At 48.9% G+C, this 24,822-nt stretch carries 19 protein-coding genes and 2 pseudogenes; 10 read left to right on the top strand and 11 right to left on the bottom strand.

The window, feature by feature from the left end; all coding sequences use genetic code 11:
• Positions 1-13: 13 nt before the first annotated feature.
• The gene (locus J7438_RS12545; protein ID WP_209276802.1) at positions 14-1,906 is read right to left on the bottom strand and encodes a DNA cytosine methyltransferase; all 1,893 of its coding nucleotides are present in this window, start codon (positions 1,904-1,906) and stop codon (positions 14-16) included.
• A 293-nt stretch (positions 1,907-2,199) separates the two neighbouring features.
• On the opposite strand from J7438_RS12545, the gene J7438_RS12550 reads away from it, so the two are divergent.
• The gene (locus J7438_RS12550) at positions 2,200-2,646 is read left to right on the top strand and encodes a very short patch repair endonuclease (protein WP_209200977.1); all 447 of its coding nucleotides are present in this window, start codon (positions 2,200-2,202) and stop codon (positions 2,644-2,646) included.
• Positions 2,647-2,707: 61 nt separating this feature from the next.
• Here the strand turns inward: J7438_RS12550 and J7438_RS12555 are convergent.
• Positions 2,708-2,970, bottom strand: a pseudogene (locus tag J7438_RS12555) (ATP-binding protein); the annotation flags it as partial.
• Between the two features lie 58 nt (positions 2,971-3,028).
• Between J7438_RS12555 and J7438_RS12560 the strand changes: the two are divergent.
• Genes J7438_RS12560 through J7438_RS12575 form a run of 4 tightly spaced genes read left to right on the top strand, consistent with a single transcriptional unit; the run spans position 3,029 to position 5,254 of the window.
• Positions 3,029-3,178, top strand: a complete 150-nt coding sequence (locus J7438_RS12560; protein WP_209200979.1) for an IS4/Tn5 family transposase DNA-binding protein — start codon at positions 3,029-3,031, stop codon at positions 3,176-3,178.
• A gap of 4 nt (positions 3,179-3,182) precedes the next feature.
• Positions 3,183-3,500, top strand: coding sequence for a hypothetical protein (locus J7438_RS12565; RefSeq protein WP_209276804.1), 318 nt, complete (start codon positions 3,183-3,185; stop codon positions 3,498-3,500).
• A gap of 19 nt (positions 3,501-3,519) precedes the next feature.
• Positions 3,520-3,858 carry a zinc ribbon domain-containing protein gene (locus J7438_RS28280; protein WP_353620133.1) on the top strand — a complete coding sequence of 113 codons (339 nt, stop codon included), beginning with the start codon at positions 3,520-3,522 and terminating at the stop codon, positions 3,856-3,858.
• Complete coding sequence (locus tag J7438_RS12575) at positions 3,851-5,254, top strand: alpha-amylase family protein (protein ID WP_209276805.1); 1,404 nt, start codon at positions 3,851-3,853, stop codon at positions 5,252-5,254. The genes J7438_RS28280 and J7438_RS12575 overlap by 8 nt, the downstream gene beginning before the upstream one ends.
• A 178-nt stretch (positions 5,255-5,432) precedes the next feature.
• Here J7438_RS12575 and J7438_RS12580 read toward each other — a convergent pair whose 3' ends face one another.
• Positions 5,433-8,744 carry a hypothetical protein gene (locus J7438_RS12580; protein ID WP_209276806.1) on the bottom strand — a complete coding sequence of 1,104 codons (3,312 nt, stop codon included), beginning with the start codon at positions 8,742-8,744 and terminating at the stop codon, positions 5,433-5,435.
• A 300-nt stretch (positions 8,745-9,044) separates the two neighbouring features.
• Positions 9,045-9,392, bottom strand: coding sequence for a hypothetical protein (locus tag J7438_RS12585; protein WP_209276807.1), 348 nt, complete (start codon positions 9,390-9,392; stop codon positions 9,045-9,047).
• Positions 9,393-10,099: 707 nt separating this feature from the next.
• Between J7438_RS12585 and J7438_RS12590 the strand changes: the two genes are divergently transcribed.
• Positions 10,100-11,026 (top strand): hypothetical protein, encoded by a 927-nt coding sequence (locus J7438_RS12590; protein ID WP_209276808.1) that lies wholly within the window; start codon positions 10,100-10,102, stop codon positions 11,024-11,026.
• A gap of 152 nt (positions 11,027-11,178) precedes the next feature.
• Here J7438_RS12590 and J7438_RS12595 read toward each other — a convergent pair whose 3' ends face one another.
• Both J7438_RS12595 and J7438_RS12600 read right to left on the bottom strand, forming a co-directional pair.
• Positions 11,179-17,628, bottom strand: a complete 6,450-nt coding sequence (locus tag J7438_RS12595; protein WP_209276809.1) for a hypothetical protein — start codon at positions 17,626-17,628, stop codon at positions 11,179-11,181.
• Between the two features lie 314 nt (positions 17,629-17,942).
• A pseudogene (locus J7438_RS12600) lies at positions 17,943-18,163 on the bottom strand (transposase); the annotation flags it as partial.
• Between the two features lie 514 nt (positions 18,164-18,677).
• Here J7438_RS12600 and J7438_RS12605 point away from each other — a divergent pair.
• Complete coding sequence (locus tag J7438_RS12605) at positions 18,678-19,037, top strand: hypothetical protein (RefSeq protein ID WP_209276810.1); 360 nt, start codon at positions 18,678-18,680, stop codon at positions 19,035-19,037.
• 21 nt (positions 19,038-19,058) lie between these two features.
• On the opposite strand, the gene J7438_RS12610 is transcribed toward J7438_RS12605, so the two are convergent.
• From J7438_RS12610 to J7438_RS28285, 3 genes are all read right to left on the bottom strand, one after another.
• Entirely contained in the window at positions 19,059-19,496 is a 438-nt protein-coding gene (locus J7438_RS12610) for a type II toxin-antitoxin system VapC family toxin (protein ID WP_209200989.1), read from the bottom strand.
• A gap of 27 nt (positions 19,497-19,523) precedes the next feature.
• A complete protein-coding gene (locus J7438_RS12615) occupies positions 19,524-19,754 on the bottom strand; it encodes a hypothetical protein (RefSeq protein WP_101749147.1) in 231 nt (76 codons plus the stop codon).
• Between the two features lie 293 nt (positions 19,755-20,047).
• Entirely contained in the window at positions 20,048-20,227 is a 180-nt protein-coding gene (locus J7438_RS28285; protein ID WP_353620134.1) for a DUF29 family protein, read from the bottom strand.
• 254 nt (positions 20,228-20,481) lie between these two features.
• Here J7438_RS28285 and J7438_RS12625 point away from each other — a divergent pair, with 254 nt between their 5' ends.
• Positions 20,482-21,006 (top strand): IS110 family RNA-guided transposase, encoded by a 525-nt coding sequence (locus J7438_RS12625; RefSeq protein WP_286196560.1) that lies wholly within the window; start codon positions 20,482-20,484, stop codon positions 21,004-21,006.
• Between the two features lie 473 nt (positions 21,007-21,479).
• Here J7438_RS12625 and J7438_RS12630 read toward each other — a convergent pair whose 3' ends face one another.
• Positions 21,480-22,898, bottom strand: a complete 1,419-nt coding sequence (locus tag J7438_RS12630) for an ankyrin repeat domain-containing protein (protein ID WP_209276813.1) — start codon at positions 22,896-22,898, stop codon at positions 21,480-21,482.
• A gap of 458 nt (positions 22,899-23,356) precedes the next feature.
• Here J7438_RS12630 and J7438_RS12635 point away from each other — a divergent pair, with 458 nt between their 5' ends.
• Entirely contained in the window at positions 23,357-23,965 is a 609-nt protein-coding gene (locus tag J7438_RS12635; RefSeq protein ID WP_209200993.1) for an IS66 family transposase, read from the top strand.
• Positions 23,966-24,240: 275 nt separating this feature from the next.
• Here J7438_RS12635 and J7438_RS12640 read toward each other — a convergent pair whose 3' ends face one another.
• The gene (locus J7438_RS12640; RefSeq protein WP_209276814.1) at positions 24,241-24,465 is read right to left on the bottom strand and encodes a hypothetical protein; all 225 of its coding nucleotides are present in this window, start codon (positions 24,463-24,465) and stop codon (positions 24,241-24,243) included.
• Positions 24,466-24,493: 28 nt separating this feature from the next.
• Between J7438_RS12640 and J7438_RS12645 the strand changes: the two genes are divergently transcribed.
• Positions 24,494-24,796 (top strand): hypothetical protein, encoded by a 303-nt coding sequence (locus J7438_RS12645; protein ID WP_209276815.1) that lies wholly within the window; start codon positions 24,494-24,496, stop codon positions 24,794-24,796.
• Positions 24,797-24,822: the final 26 nt, after the last annotated feature.

The raw sequence follows: 24,822 nt of genomic DNA on the forward strand, positions 1-24,822 counted from the left end.
AACTGCCGAATCATCAGCCCGAAACAACCAGACGCTGCCACAATCCACATACGACTTTTGAAATATGATGCGCCAGCAATGGCGGCACTGCATTTCCTACCTGGGTTCTCTGCTGAGTAGCTCCCCCTTCAAAGAAATAATTATCAGGAAAAGTCTGAAGCCGAGCAGCCTCTCTGACAGTGAGACTTCGACACTGAACAGGATCGGGATGGATATAATAGTGACCATCCTTTGATAAATGGCAGGTCACAGTCGTTGAAGGGCTTTCAGCTCTCTGAACCTTAAACCTGTCAACAAAAGACTGAGTATTTTGATGATCCGGATCAAGCTCTACCTGCTTCAACTGTTTGATGGATATCCTGTCATAAATTCCAGCTTCTTTTTTCAGGAAGTCTTTCACATTATTTACACGGGCCTTTTCCAGAACCCAGCCCGGAATCCCTTTGCCAAACTCCTGCTCAAGCTCTTTATACACTTTTGCATAACAGGCTGCATAAACGTAACGAGCCAGGTCGGTATCCATATGACCGCGGGGAAAATGGTTCAGCTCAGGAAGGCCGTCCGACTTGTTTTTATACCAGGACTTGAGAGCCTTTGAATCTGGCTGATCATTCTCCCACCGGTAGTACTCACCCAACTCTTCAAGAGAGTCAACTTTAGCCAAGATGCTCCGAATGGTGTCATCAACATCCTTCAGTACTGTTCTGATCCTTGCGTTAAAAAGACCATCAATGAATGGCTCAGCCCCATCACTCTGCAGAAGATCCTCAGATTCAAATTTGCGTCTGATTGCAGTGAGGCACTGCTGCAATTGCTCATTCCATTCACCTTCAGGCAAATCCATGGTGGATAAATGCCTGTCCAAAGCGTGAACAACATCCCCAATCAGAAAATGAATGTTTTTTTTCCACTCCGACTCAGCTTTGGCTGACGGCACAATTATGCGACGACGCACGTCTGTATTGATAGAGCTCAATGTGCTGAACAGGGGCTGCAAATCACTTATTGCTGTTCCAACACTCACATTTTTCGGGACGTCAGTGGGTAGCTTTATACTCTGAAGCACAGCTTCCAAAGAAACATCTTTCAACAGATCAGATCTTATCCCAAGAAGAATCACCCTGTCCCTGTGTTGAGGAACACCATAATCGGATGCTCTCAGAATAAATCTTTTAGGGGCCAGCGTATCCAGCTGGCACTTATCGCCTGCGTAATAACATTCACTCCCGGCAGCCAGAGAGGCAATCACATACTTCTTTCCGGTATTGGTGTGCACACCCTTACCGAGCGCCAGTGCAGGGTCATGGAGTTCAGAAACCACTCGTTTCCATACAGGCTCTTTCGTTCCGTCTTCATTGGTAAACTGAGCAGACAGCATCCCCCGGACATTCTCCATAACAAAAAATGCCGGTTTATTTGCCTCCAGAACCCTCAGATATTCTTTATAAAGAGTTGCCCGGGGGTCTTTATCAAAAATGTATTGCCCCGTCTCATTACAGACGTACTGTTTCAGATCATTCCTGCTTCGCCTTGAACGACCTGCATTAGAATATGCCTGACATGGAGGACCACCGACCAGAATAAACTCACTTTCAGCGCCCGACTTACGGTTAAACCCTTCCATTGCATCACGAATAACAGGGCTGATGTTGCCTGATTTTTCTGGCACCTCATCTCCGCCCAGCTCAAACTGCAGGACATCATTTCTTGCGTAAAGGGCCGCAGCCAGAATATCGCTTAACTCATCAGAATATTCAGAGGCAAAAACTTGCCAGTCTCCATTTAGGCTGGATGCAATAACGTTCTCAAACATCTGAACACTGTCGGCTTTTGGAATATCAGCATGTAGAACATTATGAAGAATCAGTGAAGGTGACTGACGGACACCACTGGATCTGTCAGCCACATAATCAATATACACCCTGGGCGGAGCTGGTCGTTTCAATGTGTAAACAAACCAGCGCAGGAAGGCTCTCAACCTCAACGTGGTAAATGCTGACTTTTCTTTCTCAGCGGAGAGTATACTTTTGAAAGGATAAATATCACCGCAATCGCCTGATGAAAGAGTGTATGAAGAAAAACCTTCACTCAATCCGCCAGGCCCTGCAAAAATATCCACAAATGGTATTTTCTGATGCATGTCAGTCCATAACTCAAAAATCATAACCGCCAGGATACCAGGTTAGAGGTAACGTGGAAATGGTAGATATACTGGATAGCCTTTCCCGATCCCGAAATATGGCAAAAATCAAAAGCAAAGATACTAAGCCAGAGATGATTATCAGGAAGTATCTGCATGCAAAGGGCCTTCGATACAGACTTCATGATAAGCAGCTCCCAGGAAAACCCGACATTGTACTGCCAAGATTCAAAACAGTAATTTTCGTACATGGCTGCTTCTGGCACAGGCATGAAAATTGCCGTTTGGCTTACACCCCGAAAACCCGCTGTGATTTCTGGAACAAAAAATTTGAAGCCAATATAAAACGAGACCGGTTTGTTATCGCAACTCTGATAGAGAAAGGCTGGAGAATCATTATTGTCTGGGAGTGTGCTATACGCTCAAAGTCAAGGGATGAATACCTTATGCAAACTTATAATGAAATCTTCTCTGATCAACAAATAACGCACATACAGGATATGTGATGCGCATTCCGGAGCATTCGGCCACCCTCCATCGGAGCACAGCGATGCATCGGTTTGCAGCTTAGAACGTATGTTCGGACTTCGCCAGTTTTGCTTGTTTCGTTCGCGGTGACTCACCCTTCAGAGGAACGCGGTGAGCGTTATGAACCAGCTGGTCCAGATTCGCATCTGCCAGTGTCGAATCACCGTTCAGTTCATGCCAGTGATCAACCGGCATCTGGCTGGTAATCAGGGTGCTCTTCAGGTTATGCCGGTCTTCAACCAGCTCCAGCAAGTCACGCCTCTGATTCTTGTTTAAGGGGGCCACAGCCCCCAGTCATCCAGCTATCTCTTAGTCACAAATTCTATATTTGACTTACCTTTTCTGAGATAGGTCAAGACCATGCTTCCACCACTGCCTCCTCAGCAATGGGCTGAACATACTTTTAAGTACTCAGACTTAGATGATAAACGTCGTACAAAAAGATTGACTCTTGTAGCCGCTGAATTGGCTGCCCACACGGGTTCATCTTTAGCCTCCTCTTCTTTTTGAAGCTTTGGCTGAAGAGCCTGCCTTGGGAGCTTACACGATTAAGGTGCCTCAGCGTGGTGGGCGAAATGCCCGTAAAGCACGCAAAGTAACTCTGGAAGTGAACAAGAAAACCGCTACGATTCAATCACCCTTGTTGGCCATGGCCAGGAAAAGCCGCCGGTACGAATGGTTGAAAGATGCTGATTCCATTGCCTTGCAGCAGGCCATCATTAATCTGGATAGGGCATTTCAGAACTTCTTTAGCCCCAAACTTGAAGCCGGTAAGCCTCGCTTCAAATCCAAACATGGTCAAGAACAGACGACTGGCCTAAGCTATCTCTGATGCCGGATGGTCATCGCTGATCACCAAGCTGGAGTACAAGGCAAAGCAGACAGGAAAACACCAGGTCAAGATTGACCAGTGGTTTCCATCGTCAAAAACCTGTTCTTGCTGTGGCCAGAAACGAAATGAGATGCCATTGAAAGTCCGGTCATGGTTCTGTTCCTGTGGAGCAATCCACGACAGGGATATTAACGCTGCCGGAAACATTCGACAGCAAGGCATCCTGAAATTAAAGGCGGAAGGGCAGTCTATTCTCGGACAGCCTCCTGGCCCGCCAGGGCGGGTAGTGTCACCCTCAAGCCTGCCTCCATTCTTCAACATTTCTTTCTCTCGACCAGGTTGGTTCCATTATGTATAAATTCATACGTCACCTCGCCTGCCTTTTTCTCTCTCTCCTTATTCTTCAAGACAGTAGCGCCAACGTCATTCTTCATGCTTTCAACTGGAAGTACTCGGAAGTCAGCGAAAAAGCTGATGAGCTAAGTAAGCTGGGCTACCAGATGGTCCTGGTATCCCCGCCACTGAAAAGCACCGGTGAAGAATGGTGGGCTCGTTACCAGCCCCAGGACTATCGTGTGATAGAAAACCCTTTGGGGGACACCAATGACTTCAGGCAAATGCTTAATAACCTTAAACAGTATGGTGTGGTCGTATATGCCGACATCGTCCTGAATCACATGGCCAACGAAGCTTATGAACGAGATGATCTTAATTTTCCCGGGCAAAAAATCCTTGCACAATACGCAGCCAGCCCCACAAAGTACTCCTCCCTGCGGCTTTTTGGTGACCTGGGCAAGAACCTTTTCTCTGCCTCGGACTTTAATCCTGCAACCTGCATCAATAACTACAACTCGACTTATGAGGTTCAAAACTGGCGGCTTTGTGGTGCCCCCCCGGATACCGGTCTGCCGGACCTGGTTAACAATGACTGGGTTGTTGAACAGCAACAAAACTATCTTCGGAGTTTGCGTGACATGGGGGTCAAGGGCTTCAGGATTGACGCAGCAAAGCATATGCCCCTTGAACATGTAAACCAGGTCATCACAGCTGACATCAAGCATGATATGCACATTTTTGGAGAGATCATTACCAGTGGTGGGGTGGGAAACTCTGAATACGACAGGTTTCTGAAACCTTACCTGGATGGTACAGGCTTTGCCGCTTACGATTTCCCGCTATTCAGTAGCCTCTATAATGCTTTCAAAATCGGCGGAAGCCTGAACCTTCTTGTTGATCCCCTTGCCTATGGTCAGGCTCTTCAGCCAGGAAGAGCCATTACTTTTGTTACCACCCATGACATTCCCAATAACCAGGGCTTTCGTTACCTGATCATGGACGAGACTGATGAGCAGCTGGCCTATGCCTATATCATGGGACGTGACGGTGGCGTCCCCCTGGTGTTTTCCGATCATAACGAGAGCGGGGACAACCGCTGGGCAGATGCGTACAGGTCCGGCAGCTTAACAGCCATGCTTGAATTCCACAGGGCCAACCAGGGGCAACCCATGAAGATAATAGGGCATGGTGACTGTTTTCTGCTGTTTAGCCGGGGAGAGTCGGACGCTACCGGAGTGGTTGGTATCAACAAGTGTGAACATGGCCAGGAATACTGGGTAAACACACAGGAGCATAAATTCTTCTGGCACCAAACTTACTTTGATGTCCTGGATCCTGCTGACACATTCATAGTCAGCAGCCAATTTCACCGGTTCTACATACCAGGGCGCAAAGCTAAAATGTGGATGCGGCAGTGATGGTCTAACCTGGAAAATTTTCGCTTTATATGCTTTGCAGCAGAGTGAAAAAAGGCCTGCGGTTCAGGCCAGTGCAATGGGTTAAGGGAACGTCTGTGAGAACCTGCCATTAAAACGGTTGGTCTGGCAACGGTTAGACCGTCCTGTTACTGACGGCTGAGCTGTGTGGTCGTGTCTTCTACAGGAACCTGCATATTTTTGCCGGTGGCATGTCGGCAGCGGGGCCTGTTGTCTTATCATCATACTGTGGTGGCAGCAGCAAAGAGTCCCTTGCAAGCCCGGAATTGGGCACCATTTGGTAAAAAGTTCTCCCTTCATGTGCACGTGACTTCACGATATAACCGCGCTCATTGAGTAGACGGGCACCCGGCGATTCTGGCTGTAGGAGCATCTGCTCCAGTTCAGATTGTGCCGGGGTACCAACAGCGGGCAGGATAGCTTCCTGCTGGAGCCGCAACGCCTCAGCTTTCAGAGAATCAAGGATGCCAGCGGAAATCTGATTTTCCAGCCCGGGTTGATCAGCCGCCACGATGATCTTATCTGCCAGGGTCATGGCTTCTGGTAACTTGATTTGTCGAAGTTCCTCTTCATTGTGCAGACTTCGATAAGCGCCACCGGAGCCGATATCCGGATCCCAGCAGTCTGGCAGCCGGGAATCTTCGTGCTTGCGGTGTTCTGCGAAGCAGGCTGAGATACCGGCTTTCTCAGCGATAACGAACCGGACCAGATCGTCCAGACACTCACGCAAACACTGATAGGGGTCCGGTGCCTGTTCAATCAGTAATCGTCGTTTATGGTTATCAACCGGGAGATGGTATTTACTGGTGAACGGATTGGCTGTCCGGTGATGCCAGCCACCGGTAATGCTGGCCAGATCCCGAAAACTCAACAATGCTGACTGGATCAGCAGGGTGAATTGCGGGTTATTGACCACTGCCAACAGCTCGATCATTTCCGGATGAAAATGGCCATCATGGATCATTTCCAGGGTGTCCATTGCTGCTGAGTCAGTTGACAGTCTGATCGCCGGAAAGTCCTCCCGGGGCGGTTTGACCCGAAGGATATCCACTATATCCCCAAAGCGCAGCACCTGGCGCAGCAGTAACTCATCCTCCGGGCATCGGTGGTCAGGGATAAACGACGGGTTACCCTCATCCATCATTTTACAATTTTTGTTTCTCAGGGCGCTGGCCACCAGAGTAACCAGCTGCCCGGGGTACTGTTGCAGCCCGGTCATATCACGCTGGAACAGTTCCGCTGCCCGAAGCTCTTCAACCTCTTTATGCTCATCTTCAGCGACAGCATCGTGGTAGAGTTCGGCAATGGGCAGCAACTCCAGCAACTGGGGATGCTCAAGCAGTAACTCCCGGAATGGCTTATGAAAGTGCGGCAAAACCTTTTGATCCATAAGGAATTCGGTGGCCAGCTGGGTGCGCAGGGCGTGATCCAGTCCGTGCCATTTGCGGTAAAAGGGTTGAATGCCCTCCGCCAAGATGATTTGCGCCCTGTAGGGATGGGGAAACTGGTAATAATGCTGACCGACCACCTGGGTAATTGACCCATAGTGGCCACCAGGCAGGTTTTCCCTGCCCTCAAAGGTTGGCGGGGATGCCAGAAATGTCTCCAGCCAGGCAAGCTGGTTCGCACCGTGTTCTATTGACCGGACCACCACAGGATCAGGGAAGCAATAGGCCTTCCCCAAGAATATAATAATCTTATCGCTAACAGATGATTTGCGCGTCGCTATATTCTCTAAATGCTCACGTAACTTTTCATCACTGTAGCGCCGGGGTGATAATCGCTGTTCCAGAAATTCCCAGACTGCACCCCCGTTTTCAGACCGGTTCACAACAAAGCGATCATAAAACTCTATGCCAAACAGTTCAGCGACCATCTGATGAAGATGGATACTACCGAACTTCCTCCTGTAGATGTCATGATACCGGAGCAATATCTTCTTCAGGGTCGACAAGCGACTGATAATCTCGTCAGGATCAGTAACGGGGCCGTCGTCACTTTGACAAAGAAGTGACCACAGCATCTCGTGTCGTATGATATCGGCTTCATCTGCTGTCAGCAGATTCGCCCTGCGAAAATGTGTGGCAAATATTAACAAGGTACAGTCAGGCAAGTTCCAGGATGGAGTGAGATAGACTCTTGTACCGTGTGCGATCAGAAGACAACACACCAACGGATTATTGTGGGAGACTCCTGAACACTGTGGTGACCCTGATAATAATGGTACAAACAATTTGTGTTTTAATAGCTCCCGACAAATAACAGCTTGTGTCGCAAAGTCGGATTTGGTTTGCTGCAGGAGGTAATCCCAGCTGAGTTTGACGCGCTGTTGTTCGTAATTATTATCTGCCCCGTCGTACTTGATTCCGGGAAAATGTTCTTTTATCGGGCATTGCCTGATCAACGCCTCCATCAATAGATTTGGTAAACCGACCGGACTTTTAACCTTGTCGTCCAGGGCTGAAAGTGCGGTCATGAATTTTGCTGAATCGTAGTGCTCAATGGCTGTCAGGAGGGCGTTGATATCAATATTTTCTTCTCCAAACTCCACTGCTACCGTGCTGACCTGCGGTGGGATATTTTCCAACAGCTTCAGGAATCGCTCACAGCCGGACTGGCTCAATAACTGGTAAAGGTTATGCTCATAACCAATGACGCTCCCATATCGGGAAAAAGTATGGGTGTGGTATTGCAGCTGTTGCACTTGTGCACGGCTGAGTGTCACCGGGGAGTGAACCACGCCCTGAAAGCTGTTGAACAGGCACAGTTTAACCGGTTCACGGAACTCACCGCCGGACAGGTTACCTTTCTTTTGCTCAAGCGTCAGGATATTGCCCATAACTTCTTCAATACGACGAAAAGAGAGTTCCCTGCCAAAGTCAAGAAGATAGCCATAGTGCATGCGGTCAAAATTAATTTGACAGATAATCTCGGGATATTTGCCAATTTTCGTACTGAATGTGGGATGCGCTTTGTGGAGTAAATAGCCATTCTTGCCAATGTGACCTGAGGATAATCTAAAAGTTGATCCGTCAAATAACGAATGCCATCTGCGTTCCAACTCATCCATTTTCATTGTTAACACATCCCAACTGGTAATTTTCTTGATACGATTCGAGTGCAGATGTTGGGGTTCTCCATTAGCATCTGAAGCAACATCTTGTTTAAAAGCCCAGCGCATATCGCAGCCGCGTTCAGGTTTCAGAATAGTAAGGATCCGGTCTGATCCCAACAGAAACTCATTAAAGCGCTTATGGTGAGTGGTTAGGGCATATCGGGAACCCCGGCGCAATAAACTCACCGGTCTGTATTGATTTCCGGAACCCGCTTCGTTTGACGCATTGACAACACGGACCATCATTCCGGAAAACTGACCGTTTAATGCAGTAACAGGGTGATAATTGTCACCTGCAGATTGTGATTCATTAAATACCGGTGAACCAGCGCCTGCTCCCTGCTGAGGTATGGACATATCAATGATCTCCTTGAATTTAAAATCGTATACGACTTACATTTTATTGTTGTTTCAGAGTGTCTATTGATGTTTTAGCGTGGCGTGCTGATCAAAATTGAAGAACCCTTGCCCGGTTCAATGCACTGCCTTTTGCATACGGGCATCATTCGGTAAACGGGATGCCGCTCTCGTTGTGCACGTTTCACCCGAATCCCCCCGCCATTATCCCGGGACCATAACGTCATCTGAATTCAAGCGAACATAAGCGTCAGACAAAAAAAATACCGAAAGGTTCTTTAAAATCCGGAGCCAGACAGGTCAGGCAGACGAACCTGAATATCTAATGCCCTGATTTTTGCGACGCTGCATTCTTTGCTCCCTGGAACGCTTCTTTTCTCGCTCTGCGAAAGCGGGATCATTCTGGTAACGCTCCTTTTGGCGCTCTCTTCTGAGCTTGTTTTGGCGCTCGGCGTAAGCGGGATTTTTGCGCCGCTCCCTCAAGCGCTCCTGTTGGCGCATGAGATAACCAGGACTTTTGATACGCTCCCTCATGCGTTGTCGTTGGCGCTCGGCAAACTCTGGATCATTCTGGTAACGTTCCCTTTTTTGCTCCCTTTGGTGTCTCCTTTTTTTCTCCAGTGAAGTGGGATCGCTTTGGCGCTTCATTATTGAAGGGGGAGCATCAACAATTTTTTTTGCCTGGATCGTTTGGTTATCACTTGAAGTCTGGTTCAGGTTTAGTGGGGTTATTAAAGTAACTGGTGGTAAAATTTGTGGTTTAGAGACTATGTCAGGAGGGTTGGTTAAGGGATAAATCGGATTCAAATTGTACGATGGTACTGCCTCCCTGATCTCAGGCTGACTCCCAGGTAAGCATATCTGCTGATTAAAAGGAATGTCTGGTGTTGACGGTAGCGTATACTTAATGGACTTATTACTGGAATTCTCAAATGTATATTTATCAGAAACTGGTTTTGACCTATCAGGAGTATCTGTGCCGAAACTTTCTTCTGTATCGGAAGGTACCAGAGGTTTAATACCATATTCGTTCAATAAACTGAAAGGATTAGGGGAGAGGTTGGGTATATCTGATTGGTTATAGTGAGCAGGAAAAGGAGTGTCCAATATCTGAACAGACATGCAATGATACGTCAGTGGTTTTTCGCTGCCATCAGATATATACGTTTGTTCTAATATGTCTGATGCCCCTAAATAAGGATCAGAGAAAACGGGATCAAGTAACGGTGACTTATTTGAGCAATCCATGGAATTACTGAATTATTAAATTACAGCTTAAGACCTGTCTTTCTTATCAAAGTTCCTCCCCAACATAATCCATTCAATATTTAACTACAAAATAAATGCAGGTTAAGATGACGCCAACAACATCAGGATCATTGGGCTGTTTTGCCAGCCCGGCCCCTCCGGTTCTGCCGGAAATAAAGGTACAGGCTGTCACCGAAAAGCACTTGATCAGTGTTGATGATGAGAGATTCAGGCCTCTGAAAGCGGTCATGGACAGCAAAAATATAAAGTCTCTATTCATCCGCGAACTGAAACAATTATCAGACAGAGTGATCACGGTTTTTCCGCCAAAGGAATTTCTGTACATCGGGATAGGCCGAAGCCCGGCAACGGTCATTGCAGAGCTTCAGGGGCGGTTAGGAAAAGACGCGGCATGCAATATGCCGCTTTCCGATTTTCAGTTTCTGGAATCCCTTAAAAAGGGCAGGGTTCGATTTAAACAAAAGATGACTCCTGAACAACAGAAGGCTCTTTTCCATCATTTTGATAAGGTTCTTGGGTCGCTAGCCAGCAATCGAAAAGTGCTGATTATTGATTATGTCTGGTCAGGATGCACACTATTGTCAGCCACCTATTTTTTCCATCAGTATTTTCGAGAAAAAGACTCAGCCATGGTCGTGAGTCCGGCGACGGGCAACAGCGAGAGAAAGGTGCATGCCCTGGCACTGGGCGACTGTCTGATATTACCAAAAGATATTACTTCCTACGGTGCGAATCTGATGCAGGCAATCCAGCCGGTACTTCCTGCCGGGTGCTATGACCAGTGGGAATACGGCGATGGTTTTGAACACATCCTGCATTTTTCCCATGCCAAACCGCTTGCCGAGTACACCCAGCGGGTCACTGTAGCTGATCTGGCCAGGGGTAAGGCGGAAAATTTATGCCGCAATCCTCTCTACGATCTGCTGGTTGACTACTTGCGCGCAGAAGATCATGAGGCGGTACCAGCAGCACTGTTTACTGAGTGGGTTCTCTATCATGAATATGTACCTTGATGGGCTGGGAGCCTGTCCTCACGGCAACTGCTCCTGCGTTGCTCTAGCTCCTGCATCCATGCAGTCGTGCGGTTGCGATAAATTGGTCTAAAAATTCCTGCTTTTTCGTCAAATAGCCCCGCTATTCTCCTCAGAAGCAGAAATTTTTATCCTCAATTTTCTGCCATCCTCGCTACGGGCGCTATTCTCGGACAGCCTCCTGGAACTGAATGTTCATGCTGGTCAGATATCTTGATAGCATGGTCTGCCCGGGTAATCTGAGCCATCAGTTGTTCATGCACCCCGGCAGGACCGTGCACTCTGAATATGCGCATCAGTTTTCTCAGCATGGTTTCAGCGGCTTGTCGTTTTACCGGAGATAGTCCTTCGAGGTTATCAATACCTTTCATAAAACATTCAATGGATTTGCCGGACTGCTCAACACTGAGAGACTCCGACACGGTTATCCATAGGCTTTTGGCCTCATTGATCAGAAAATCATTGCTATAGCTGGCGAGTGCCTGAACATTATCTTCTGGCCATTCCCGGATTCTTTTAGCAACATTGAACAACAACAGGTCGGTGGGGTGGAGCCCTTCATAATCGGCCTTGGTCAAGAGTGTTTTTAACAAGTGTTCCCTATCCAGGGCGATCCGGTTTTGCAGGCAATCAGAAGGATAATCGGTATCGAGATCCTGTTTATTACTGACATTATTGAGCAGTTGCAACAGGGATTTAAGCAGGGCTGGCTTTGCCAGTTGCGCTATCAGGTGCAGAAGGTTTCTGTTATCACCGGAAGGGTTGGCTGTCAGCAACTGATTAAGGTAGTACAGGCGGAGGTACCGGGTTTCTTCAAGACATTTGATCAGTGTTTCGCAAGCCCTGTCGTGCCCTTTTGCTGCAGCGAAAATCAGCGCGCTGGATGGCTTACCCTCATCATCCTGCCCCAGCAATTCCGATGGAAAGATTCTGCCCTCTTTATGCAGTGACTCCAGTAAGGGGAATGCCCCCGAGACATTAATAATCTGGAAGGGCAGGTTGTCCGTTGACCGCCAATGGCAGCTGCGCTCATCGGTAGCTGGCCAGGGAGGCTCAATGATATCCGTGTATTCGCAGGGGACGTGCTTTTCCTGAGCTTTACAGTCCCCAACAATTTCTTCAATAACGCTTGCAGTATCTTTGTTTTCACGGAGATATTGACACAACACCCGCTGTATAGTGCGGTCTTCTGACAAGTGATGTCCATGCTCAAAGGCTTTGCTGAACAGTGCCAGCTCGGCGGCTCTTGTGTTTTTTTTCTGAGCCTCAAGCTCTGGCTTCAGGCTGGCTTCCAGTTGTGCAACCGCTGCCCTGACCCGCGCTGTATTTTCCGCAACGATGTTTTCTGTTGCCTGAATTTGTTGTTGTAAGTCCGCCATTTTGTTTTCTATATCATCAATGGGTACCAGACTTTCCAGCTTCATTAAACGGAGGATATCCGGAAGGATTTTCGGAAGAGTTTCCGGGTCGATATGGTGAGACTGACACTTCCTTGCAAGCTCCAGCCATTGCATATCTTCGTGATACATTGCACGGTTTCTGCTGTGTTGCAATCCCTTTGAATACAGCGTTGAAGTTGCCTGCCGCTGGGCACTGCTTGCATCGATCAAGCCGCCATAATCATTTCTCTTATCATAGGCAATAAGTGCATCAGCATAAGAATACGTTCGGTCTTCAATCATTATCTCGCAATGCATTCGGTTTTCTAACAGGTTAAACAGTGCTTCCTTACATTCTTGCAACTTCCCGGCAATTTTATTATGCGCCTTTTCCACCGCGACCAGGATTTTGTTTTCTCTCTCAATCTGTTGTCGTTGATTGTCAATCTTTTCGGTATTCTTTTCCCTGAGTAGATTTATAGTCTCAAACAGGTCATAGCCGAAGTTGCTGTGTCTGCTAATAAATTTGCGGGAGCGGTTGCTCGCAGTAGTTTTCAGCGGTTCGCTGTTTGCTCCCATACCGATCAAGTCGAACAGGCTTTTTCCGGCAGATAATGCAGGCTCCAAAGGAGCAGACTCAATGACTTCCTGTAATTGCTGTTGTTGTTGTTTGCTCAGCGGCTCCGTATCAATACCGGAAGGTTTTGCGGTATGTGCCTGTGCCATCGACTCCAATGTTGATAGCAGAGGTTGGTCATGCAGGTAATCAATCTCATGCAACGGGTGTAACTCACACTTTTCCTGCTCGCTCCGCAAGCGGAACATGCTGTGGTCATGCCTTTCACGGGTCCGATGCAGCGCTTTTTGTTGCTCAATATCAGGTGCGCTGTACATGGGGTCTTCGTGTTGCAGATAGTCCAGTGTGTACTGTAATGATCGATATCTATTATGTTGATCCAGGGCTCTGTAACTCCATCGCTGGCCCACCTCGGCAATACGTTGGGCCAGTTGCTCAGGCTGTTGATTGAACGCACGGATATCTGGATGAAACAGAGCCTTGCTGACTGGCCCTGTTTCGTAATAGGTTCTTAATGCAGAAACAGTGTTCAGCAGTTTCAGGTCCTCCGGGGAGATTTCAGGGTTTTCAGGCCCGGAAATGATTGCGTTTATCAGTTCCTGCAACTCTTGTGGGGGAGTGAGTCGGTGTATTTTTGAGAGTTTTTTCAGCGTATTTCTGGTTTCAACCCACTGGTTATGGATGGACGCTGTCTCATGGGTTGATTGCCACTGGCTGTGCTCCTGTTGTATACGGTGGAACTGATCAGACAACGCAATAATCTGTTTTAAGGTTTCGTCCTCATTTTGAATGGGGCGATTGGCACTGATCGTGCTGTTGGCAAACTGCTCCAGCCGATCTATTCCGGCTTTAGCAGCCTCTTTCTCGGTAATCAGACCATCGTCATTGATTTGATTGAGCCAGGTGCCAATCAGTGGGATAAGTGTCTTGAGTTGGTCATACAGGTAATGTCGGGATAGCTGGGCTCTATCCTCAGTGGGATTGATCTGGTCAGACATTGCCATGTCAGAGTCAATACGGGAAGCATCGCAGGCTATCGGTGTTGTTCTACTGACGTACTCTTCAGGAAGAAACTGCTGACAAAGTTCGGAAGCTATTTTAATCAGGTTTTTGATTTCACGGTTAAGGTTTTCCTGGTAGGCAGGCTGGTGATGAGCCGTTAATATCTGCTGCTGCTGCTTCAGACTGTTTAACTCCCACCGTTGGTCCATTCTGTTTTCTACTTTCCTGATCATCTGGTCGATTATGAATGGGTAGTCATCAGAGGGCTGCTTCGATGGGCGGATGGATTCCAGGATTGAATCCATTATTTGCTGATAGCTGCAACTGCGGTCACTTTGCCGGAAAGCGGCTTTCACAGACTGCCGGATCCTGTTCCCCAGTAAACCATCAGGTTGGCACCACTCGTTTCTGAAAAGCTCACCCATTTGCAGCTTTAGTTTATTGGATTCACTGTTAGCGTGGCGACCGTAATAGTCATTGGCAAACCGGAGAGAACGACTTCTGGATTGAATGATATACAGCGTTTTGATTAAACGCCTGAATAGGTTGTCTGTTGGGTGTAAATCAGCAAATAACTGAAAGGCCGTTAGCTCCAGCAGCTGTTTGCACATGTTAGTGTCAGGTAGCCCGGGGAGCAGGGCTTCTATTTGCTGTAACAGAGAGCATAATGTCTGGCTTGATGCCTGGCCCTGAAAACGGGTGATGATTCCCCTGAGGTTAAGGCCTGGCTCTCCGGTTGTCTCTGCCACTGCCAACAGTTCCCTGATAACGTCCATAGTCTCCCGCTCGGCAGGGGGGAGTTCGGTGATGCTTGCAGAAGAAGCTTCTGTTTTTCGCGCTTTTCGGGGGACAGACTCGGTGGCGGGGCTGATAGTGAGCTGCCTTTTCAGTGACGCTTGTACATTGCCACTGTTTGCCAAAACAGTGCTGTCGTTTTCTCTGGCCACCTGCTGAATAACTGGCAGAATTTCGGTGTTGAAAACCTGGTAGACATAGGTGATTTGACGTTTATCCTGAGCGCTCCCGGTAAACAGGAAGGTGATGGGTACCTCCATTTTTAGCCAGTCAACCGGTTTTGTCAGATCAGTTGATCGGGTCGATAGCAGAAAATCCTCCCGTAGTTTTTGTTCGTCGCGTCCCATTCGTTCAATCCTCCGGGTACGTGAATTGTCTTCAAGTTTTGCTGAAGGAATACGAAAGTGTTTGTCCCTGGGCAGAAGCAGATGTTGTGGATCAAGTGTGACAGCTCGGTGGCTGGTCAGCAGATAGTCGGGGACGCTAAGATAGTTCTCTGCTGAAATGGTGTTGTTGCCATAAGGTGCTATGTCGTAATAACGGTCCTCCCGGCACTCCATTTTGGAGAATCTTACCCAGCGTTCACCGTCGTCGCTGTGATATAAACTGCGCTGGTAACGTCCATGGGTGCGCTGCATGGCTTGAAACCCTTCCACGTCGCTATCATCGTCGTAGCTATCATCGTCGTAGCTGTCATCTGAATCTTGTCGGGCAGGTTTATGGGCGCGCAGTGCGGCTCGCAACTCTCCAAAGTCGCTATCGCCACCGTAGCTATCATCTGAATCTTGCTGGTAAGGATTATGACCGGCTATTTCGGCTTGCGACCTTTCCAGGTCGCTCACCTCTCCGTAGCTGTCATCTGAATCTTGCAGGTAAGGATTATGACCGGATATTACAGCTTGTGACCTTTCCGGGTCGCTATCCTCGCCGTAGCTGTCATCTGAATCTTGCTGGTAAGGATTATGACCGGGTATTACGGCTTGCGACCTTTTCTGGTCGCTATCGTCGTCGTATCTATCATCTGAATCTTGCCGGTAAGGATTATGGCTGGGTATTACGGCTTGCGACCTTTCCAGGTCGCTATCCTCGTCGTAGCTATCATCTGAATCATGCCGGGCAGGTTCATGGGGGCGCAATCCGGCATGCAGCTCTTCCGGGTCGATATCATCGTCGCAGCTGTTATCGTCGCAGCTGTTATCGTCGCAGCTGGCATCTGAATCAGAATTATGGGCGGGTACGCGGTGTGACCTTTTATAATCGCTATCGTAGTCGTAGTAATCATCTGAATCTTGCTGCTCAAGTTCATTGGCAGGCAGTACGGCCTGCAATCCCTCATTATGATGGTCAATAAGGGTTCGGGCCTTATTCACGGCCTCCAAGGGCACTGATAGCCCATCCGTTGACGCCATCATTATTATGCACTGCGCCATTCTCAGCTGGAGAGTTTTAATCAGGCAGTTAACCGATTGTTCTTTGGATTTCTTTATGGCTTCAGTAACATTTTCATTGATGGAGTAGGTCAGGATCAGTTGGGTTTTGTACATTTTCAAGAGAATATCCTTACCAATGCTCCCTGTTGCCAGTAGTTTTTTCAGCAGGGACTGGTCTCTGAATTTAAGCAATGTGTAGATAATGCCCAGGCGGTTTTCTGCACTGACTGACGGGGTGAGGTCACAGAGCAGTGTGTTAAAGAGCTCAACGACTTCAGACAGTTGTTGTGGGGTGGCATCATTAATGGCCTTATCCATTCCCTTTTTTAGCCACTGCATACCAGGGTTGTCCGTTTCATGGCCACTACTGAGCAGACGTTCTTTATAGATACAGAGTTTCTGCAGCCCGGTCCTTCTCAGGTCTGGTAATTTTGTGTAAAGCTTGTTGGTAACCATACTTTGCAGCCAGGTCAGCTGCTGACTGCTGAGTTTGCTGCCTTTCAGATGGTGTTGTGATAGCCAGAAAAAAAGCGGCTTCAGCAGGGTAAAGCCGGGATGGACGGTTAATTTCAACGTTGGAATCAGGGCGGCCAGTGCCGTGCACTCTGCCTCGGTGGCAGGTGACAAACCGGGCTCTGTGTTGAGAGCATGGGCAATGTGCTGCCTGATGGCTGAGTCCTGAATTTTCAGAACCATCAACAGTATCCTCTGCCAGTGAGCCATGGCTACTGCTTTTCTTTTTTGCACATGATCCAGAATAACACCCGGGTCTTTACCTGCCGTTTTTCCCGGAGGGGCTAGACGATCACGCAGCTCGCGGAATGTCTCATCACCGAGATCCTCCCGGGTAAAGTGATGCAGGCCAATACTTATGGTCTGCTGCCCATTGATTTTTATATGCGCTGAGGCGGGCTGCTCACCTGCCAGGTGATACAGCTCCTGTAGTTTATACCCCTGTTTTATCCGGGTTATCAGTTCCAGTAAGAATCCGGTCTGAAGATGTGATGGGTGATCTGAGACTTTGATCATCTCCTCCGGGTTCATTTTTCTTAAATAGGGGGTGAACTCAAGGGCTGGTAACAAATGCGTCAGGACAGACGTTTGCGACATCCCTGTTGTTGACATTAACGACGGAATGAGTTGTTCAAAAAGACGGTTTTTTTTAAATGTCTGTTTGTAATCAGTCTTGGTCAGTTGGTGAAGATGCACTCGGTCAGCAATGGTTTTTTCTGGAACCCTTCTTGTGACATAGCCTGATACATGGTCTGTGGAAATAACAGGAATCTGTTTTTTGGTTGTCTGAGTGCTGCAGTACGAGGTACCCGGGCTCAGCTTGTCTGATTGTGATGAAATCGTTAAATCAAGAAGCTGTGGACTTAATGCGGTGTTGAGTTTATCCATACTGCTGCTCTTAATGCTAATTGTCTGTTTTGATCACAAAGACCGGCGAAGTACCATGTGGTTGATCAGATGTATTAATAGCTTTCGTACAAACCCTGATAATCAGAAGCAGCCCCGGAGGACAGCTGTACGACAAATTACGGAAAACTGGCTCAGCAAGTATCCTGTTAGTTCATCCAGTTAAGTAAAAGTTCCCGCTTTATATTTTTTCCTGTAAAGGTTGGTCTAACGTGCTGATATTGACAATGGCGGGATGATGATGGAGTTCAACGGCCGGTAGATCAAATCAGGGTCATGTATGGTCCGCCCCGCTTTGCAAGGAAAAGTTTTCCATCGTGTATCAACAGGATTCGCAGGTAGGTATCGCCCCGTTTACTGATCCCCAGCAACGTGGGCACGCCACCGGTCGATTGCTGCTTTGGCACCAAGCCAGCCAGGCAGCCATTTCTCTGCCATTTTTAAATGCTGATATATCACCAATCGCAGCAAACAGTGCTGTAGCACTGAGTAACCCAATGCCGGGTATGGTTAGCAAAAGTTTGCAAGCTTCAATGCCGATAACGCATTGAGGCAGGTTAGCCATAAAGGGCAAGAGTTCCTTGCGGTTAAGTTTCTTTTTGAGAGCCACATGACCTTTGGCATTAACTCCATGTAACTGGAAACTCTTTTTGCTCAGATCGATTCCGAGAAAAACAACCGATCTTTCTGGTTTGCTCCTGATTTGTTAATCTTGCCCATGAATGGCTCGCTCCGTTTCTTATTCTGAATGATGTCCGAACAACTCATTCTATCTTGGCTCATTTGAAGCCGTTTTGGGAGCGGGGCGGATCATTCCATTAGGTCTTTCTTTTTGCACGTCACTGGTTATCTACCGTCTAAGGAATTGTCTTTTAATAAGTTCCCGATTTCCGTTCACCCTGAGTGCTGAGCTTGTCGAAGTATCGAAGGGTCGTGCCATCGAACTTCGATACTTCGACAAGCTCAGCACTCAGTCCGAACGGAGTCAGGCAATGAGAATAGGGAAGTTATTTCCAGACAACTCCTAAGATATGCAAGATGAAAGACCCCAAGTTTTGCTGGTTCAGGTGCATGGCGAGGTTGTGTTCCCCAATGCCATGGTATTCAGCGAAGGCAAAACCATAGCGGATTATGTCAACAGTGCCGACGGTTATTCCCAAAAGGCGGATCAGTCTCGAGTACTGGTATTGCATACCGGTGGCACCATTACCCGCATCGAATACAACGATGGCTGGCTCACCGGTGGCAAGCTGGCGAAGTACGATGTCAAGCCCGGCGATGAGATTCTGGTGATGCCAAAGGTAGACGACAAAACCATGCAGTACACCAGTGATATTACGGAAGTGGTTTACCAGGTGGCCATGAACGCGGCGGTGGTGTTGAAACTTTAATACAGGGTTGAAAGTGTCTCATCAATCAAAAGGGTTAGTCACAGAAAAACCAGGGATTTTCCTGAAATCGGTATCCCTGGTAAGAATCTCACTGACGCTGTGCTCTTTCATAACTGCTGCAATACGACAGTCGTGAACAAAGTTGCCTCTGACAGGTGCCACTTGTTGGATAATTTCTGCAAAATACAGCAGATGGTCAGAGCCGGGATCAATCCGGAATACCGCTGGTTGGTCGAGAAGGTTCCTTATATTGGCGAGTGCTTGCTCAATACCCAACGGTTTCGGCTTGATTAATTTTGGATGGGTGACCACCCTCAGATATTCAAATATATTGATCCAGGTAATGCAGTGGCGGGTTTTCTGTGAGGCAACCTGCTCCAGAAGTGCCCTGGCCAGCTCATGCTCATCAAAAAAGGGAATGCTGGCGTAGACAAGAATGTTGGTATCAATCAGCTTCATGGCTTATTCCGCTCAACTCATGGGGCATTAAGCCAGGTCATCAAGGTAGCTGCGATCCGATGGATCGAAACCATCGGCAGGTTTGCCATTTTTTGCCACATGCCATTGGAAAGGCACTTGGTCGGGTTCATTTTGCTGTGCGGAAATAGCCATGCGAATGAGCTGGTTTGCCAACTGGCTCACGGTTGTGCGTTCTCTGGCTGCTTGCTCCTTGAGCTGGGCAAGCAAGCCCGGTTCCAGGTCCAGTGTTGTTCGCATGGTTTAACCCCTTTTTCTTTTTTAGTTTGATACATCATGAATATGATAATAGTGCATCATGATGCATTGGCAAGGCATCATTGACGTCTCCGGTTTTGGATACTCACCTTCCCAGTGGTATCCAGTGAAGAAGGCAGCCCGACACTGAAAACCATTCTGGCAGATATTGATAACCCGGCGCTGGTTGAGCATATTCAGAGGGTGGGGCAGCTTTTTTATCAGAGGTAAAAAGGCAAAGTTTAGCTTCGAAATCGCTCTGGCCAGAAGCCGACATCCATAAACTGGTCAAAACTCTAGAGACAATCCGGGGGGAAATCCTCTTCAGGTAAACCTGTCTCAATGTGCGCATACCAGATTGCATCTTTATATGCCTTCGAGATGCACTCCACCAGCTTGCTTTGAAGGCTAGGGCTATCTGACAAAAGTGCGGTGATCTCTTTTCTCTGAACTTCCTCAAAATATTCACTGCTCACCTGGGGATTAAACAGGTGGATAACTCCACTATTGGATGACGCGGATATCTCGGGTTTGCTATGCGCTGTTTCGATAAATGCGTGGCTCGCTACCAAAAATAGGTAGAAGTGCTTGATTTGATTGGCGGTAGCGTGCTTTTTGGTTGGGTGTTCGGTTTTGCTGCTTGAGCTTTGCGAGCAGATCAAGAATCAAGACTTAATGGAATGGTCCGCCCCGCTCCCAAAACGGCTTCAAATGAGCCAAAATAGAGGTTCTGGAAGATGCTGAAAACGGTTTAACAGTGTTGTTCCGTGAACTGCTCAGTGAACTGTACGAAGAGATGAAACACCGGGACGAGCGAGTAGAAAAGCTTGAACAAAAGCTCGAAACCATTGCAGCCAATAATGAAGCTTGCAAACTATTGCTAACCATACCCGGTATTGGGTTGCTAAGTGCTACGGCACTGTTTGCTGCGATTGGTGATATATCAGCATTTAAAAATGGCAGGGAAATGGCTGCCTGGCTGGGCTTGGTGCCAAAGCAACAATCGACCGGTGGCGTGCCCACGTTGCTGGGGATCAGTAAACGGGGCGATACTTACCTGCGAACCCTGTTGATACACGGTGGCAGAAACATCGTCAGGGTAGCCGACAAACACGACGATCGACGTAATAATTGGATTAAAGAGCTTGATCAGCGCAGGGGCAAGAATATATCAGCAGTAGCTGTTGCCAATAAAAACGCTCGCATTGCCTGGGCTGTGTTAACCAAGAAAGAGCCGTACAAGGCAGCTGCATGAACATAGTCATTAAACTATTAAACATTTGTCGTTAGACAAGAAAAGCAAAAGCGTTTAATCAGTGTAAGAAGCCTGCAACGAGTTGCGCGGATAAAGTTCAAATGATGGCATAAAAGGTAAGACCTGCACTCCCTTGAACCTGACCGGGGTCAGGGCCTGTAGAGACCGAAGACTTGATGAGGTGGGAGTGAGCGGATTCCATCAGGGCCAGAGGCATTGAGACCTCACCCCAAAGGCCGGTCTCTTTATTAAGAGAATGGAAGCATTACTCTTTAGTCATGATGGAAAACTTATCCTTGCAAAGCGGGGCGGACCATATATGACCCCGGTTTCTTGATTGATGGGTATGAGTGGCGGGTGAATCGGTTCCGGATTTTTTGAACCGCAATGGGTGACGGCTCCCACAGATAAAATCCTGAAGCAAAATTCGGCAGGTAAACAAGACTCTCTTGATTAAAACCGCGGGTAGAGAGTCACAGCCTGGTTTCCTCAATGCCCGGCATTAAGGCGACAGTCTCATTCACCGCTATTGTTCTTGGCAGTTTGACGGCTCTCCTTTTTTCTTGAAGGAGGCATTCCAGGCGGCGTTCCGTCACTAGATGGCCGCTCTTGCCTGCAGCCTTCAAAGGCGACTTGGCGAAGCACCATTTAAATACCCGGTATTTCCCGAGAAAGCAAAGAGCCCATTTCTGTTCCGGGTCAGCGCCCTGTTCAAGCAAAAAATTCAGAACCGCGCCGTGCCCGTTCTGGGCAGCGACGAAGAGGGCGGTCGCTCCATCCTTGCAAGCGGCCGACAGGAACGCCCTGACCGCCGTGGACTTGTCCGCCTCCGGCAGGCTTTCCACGGCCTCGTTGAGCGCCCCGACCAGGTATTTCACGACGCCGAGATGCCCGTTCTGGGCTGCGATGTAGAGGGCAGTCGCTCCGTCCTGGCAAGCGGTCGACAGGAACGCCCTGACCGCCCTGGACTTGTCCGCCTCCGGCAGGGTTTTCACGGCCTCGTTGAGCGCTTCGACCAGGTATTTCACCACGCCGAGATGCCCGGTCTGGGCAGCGATGAAGAGGGCAGTCGTTCCGCCTTTGCAAGCGGCCGACAGGAACCTCCTGACGGCCGTGGACTTGTCCGCCTCCGGCAAGGTTTCCACGGCGTCGTTGAACGACTCGACCAGGCATTTAACGACGCCGAGATGCCCGCACTGGGCAGCGATGTAGAGGGCGGCCGTTCCGCCTTTGCAAGCGCTCGACAGGAACGCTCTGACGGCCGTGGATTTGTCCACCTCCGGCAGGGTTTTCAAGGCCTCGTTGAGCGCTTCGACCAGGTATTTCACCACGCCGAGATGCCCGTTCTGGGCAGCGATGTAGAGGGCAGTCGTTCCGCCTTTGCAAGCGGCCGACAGGAACCTCCTGACGGCCGTGGACTTGTCCGCCTCCGGCAGGGTTACCACGGCCTCGTTAAGCGCCTCGCTCAGGTATTTTACGACGTCAAGATACCCGTTCTGGGCAGCGATTAAGAAGGCGGTCGCTCCGTTTTCGCAAGCACTCGACAGGAACACCCTGACCGCCGTGGACTTGTCCGCCTCTGGCAGGTTTCCCACGGCCTCGTTGAGCGCCTTGATCAGGCATTTTGCGACGTCGAGATGCCCGTTCTGGGCAGCGATGTAGAGGGCGGTTGCTCCGTCCTGGCAAGCGGCCGACAGGAACCTCCTGGCGGCCATGGACTTGTCCGCCTCGGGCAGGGTTCCCACGGCCTCGCTGATAGCCTCGATCAGACATTTCGCGACGCCGAGATGCCCGTTCCGGGCAGCGATGAAGAGTGGATACACATGCCGGGTAGTATTAGCAACTTTCGACGGGAATGACCTGTTCACCAGAGCCGGATCGTTCGCCAGCAACTCTTGAACCCAGGGAAGATTATTGCCGCGACAGGCCGCCAGTATCGGGGCCTCACCGTTTGGATTTGATCTGTCGTCATCGACAGCACTGGCAAAGGAAGGCGCAGCACTCGGCCCCGATAAGGGGGCGTGTTGAGCGGTTAACCGGCAGGTAGAAAAACGACTCCGGATAGCATCCATCAATTGGCCACTCGATACGATACGGAAAGTGGAATTATAGGTGTTCAATCGTTTTTGTCTTTTTTTTCCTCGCGTTAAGAAAGGGTCAGAGACGCCAGGGTGGGTGGGCGCAGTTTGCAGTCTGCGGAGGCGCGGAGGCCCAAGGCAAAGAAGCGCTGCCCGGGAAGGCCGTCTGTCCGCCGGTACGATGGTAGGGATCGGGGAAAGACAAAAATCAGGGTCATCATTTTGCATAACACGTGTCGTTTATGGTGATAAACAAACAATATATTTGCACAATGAAAGACCTGCCCCCAGCTTTTCTGACCCCAGCTTTTCAGGAACGTATTGAGCTGCCCCCGGAAGAGAAGCAGGGTGCCATTGAGACCTTCTTCACCAAAGTCCGGGAGGAGCTGGATATCATTCCCAAATCCGCAGTGACCGTTAGCATGCTGGCCTGGATCATCATTGCCAAATATTGCGATGCCCTGCCATTGTTCCGGCAGGAAAAAATACTGGCACGCTATGGCGACTCCATTACCCGGACGACCATGGCCAACTGGCTGATCCGGTTGTCCCTGCAACTGCAGTCCCTGATCAACCTGATGGCAGACCATCAGCGAGCTGGGCACATCATAAATGCTGATGAAACCCGGATCCAGGTACTCAAGGAACTCAGCAGGGCCATCCACTCGGATAAGTACATGTGGGTGACCCTGGGTGGCCCACCAAGGCAACCGGCGGTGCTGTTCCATTACGATCCATCCCTGGGCAAGGAGGTTCCCCGGCACCTGTTCGAAGGGTTCAGCGGTTACCTGCAAACTGACGGCTATGCCAGTTACAGTGCCGAAACGGTTGAGAAACTGGAGCAGCTTCTACCCTGGGCAGTGAAGGCATCTCAAGAATAAGCCGATCCGGCGGGGTTGGCTATTACGCTGGTTAAATTAGCGTTTACGTTCTATTGTTGTCATCCCCAGCCGATTCTCCAACTGGAAACAGGTAATCCCCGAAGAAACCATGCAGTCACCTTCCTCCTCAGTAACCGCAGACACGGCATCCCCTTAACATTCACTGAAGCCGGAAGGCACCAGCCAGCAAACAGCCGAAAACAAGAAAGAAAGCGATCCATGTCAGGTTACCAGGTGGAACAGACAACAACGGTCACTGGAACATTTCCACCGCATCAACTGCAATCTGAATCCGGGCCCATCCCATCCATAAAGCGCAGGCGTGTTGCTGACAACAGCAGGAGTATTGTGTGTTCTGCAACTTCGCTACCTGCTAATCCGGAGCCAATGGAGACCGAACCGGCCATGCCTGCTGACGCAGCCTCCAGGCTTCCGGGAGTGATCAGTTCCATATCAAGAAATCTACCAACCCTCAGCGACAACAGTCTATTAACTGGCAATGAACATACCTCAGCGATGGTGCAGGTCATGCCTGACCCAATGGAGGATGTACCGCTCACTACAGAAATTAGTGAAACATCAATTTCAGAATTTTCTGTAAGCCAGCAAAATGAACTGCGAACACATTTAAAAAAGCAAGAAATTCAAGCAATATTAACGAATGCCGGGACTCTTCTGAAAAACCTCAAAGACAGGAAAATCCAGTTAGCGCGAGACAGGGGAAAGCCGCCCGTACATTCCCTCTTTTCCAAGTTAAAAAACTTCAGCATTGTTAAAGATTCAGCAACGCTTGCTGGAAGGAATGCTGCTCACAAACCACTCTCTACCTGAACTAGAGAAAATACCGGATCTCTGCT

This window comes from Thalassotalea sp. G20_0, assembly GCF_017744175.1.
GTDB lineage: Bacteria > Pseudomonadota > Gammaproteobacteria > Pseudomonadales > Endozoicomonadaceae > Endozoicomonas.

What these genes read in the sequence shown, in the direction of transcription:
- J7438_RS12585 (WP_209276807.1), bottom strand. Translation starts at nt 9,392, where the DNA reads ATGAAGCGCCAAAGCGATCCCACTTCACTGGAGAAAAAAAGGAGACAC.
- J7438_RS12645 (WP_209276815.1), top strand. Translation starts at nt 24,494, where the DNA reads ATGCCTGACCCAATGGAGGATGTACCGCTCACTACAGAAATTAGTGAA.
- J7438_RS12575 (WP_209276805.1), top strand. Translation starts at nt 3,851, where the DNA reads ATGTATAAATTCATACGTCACCTCGCCTGCCTTTTTCTCTCTCTCCTT.
- J7438_RS12605 (WP_209276810.1), top strand. Translation starts at nt 18,678, where the DNA reads ATGCAAGATGAAAGACCCCAAGTTTTGCTGGTTCAGGTGCATGGCGAG.
- J7438_RS12590 (WP_209276808.1), top strand. Translation starts at nt 10,100, where the DNA reads ATGACGCCAACAACATCAGGATCATTGGGCTGTTTTGCCAGCCCGGCC.
- J7438_RS12580 (WP_209276806.1), bottom strand. Translation starts at nt 8,744, where the DNA reads ATGTCCATACCTCAGCAGGGAGCAGGCGCTGGTTCACCGGTATTTAAT.
- J7438_RS12610 (WP_209200989.1), bottom strand. Translation starts at nt 19,496, where the DNA reads ATGAAGCTGATTGATACCAACATTCTTGTCTACGCCAGCATTCCCTTT.
- J7438_RS12635 (WP_209200993.1), top strand. Translation starts at nt 23,357, where the DNA reads ATGAAAGACCTGCCCCCAGCTTTTCTGACCCCAGCTTTTCAGGAACGT.
- J7438_RS12550 (WP_209200977.1), top strand. Translation starts at nt 2,200, where the DNA reads ATGGTAGATATACTGGATAGCCTTTCCCGATCCCGAAATATGGCAAAA.
- J7438_RS12560 (WP_209200979.1), top strand. Translation starts at nt 3,029, where the DNA reads ATGCTTCCACCACTGCCTCCTCAGCAATGGGCTGAACATACTTTTAAG.
- J7438_RS12615 (WP_101749147.1), bottom strand. Translation starts at nt 19,754, where the DNA reads ATGCGAACAACACTGGACCTGGAACCGGGCTTGCTTGCCCAGCTCAAG.
- J7438_RS12595 (WP_209276809.1), bottom strand. Translation starts at nt 17,628, where the DNA reads ATGGATAAACTCAACACCGCATTAAGTCCACAGCTTCTTGATTTAACG.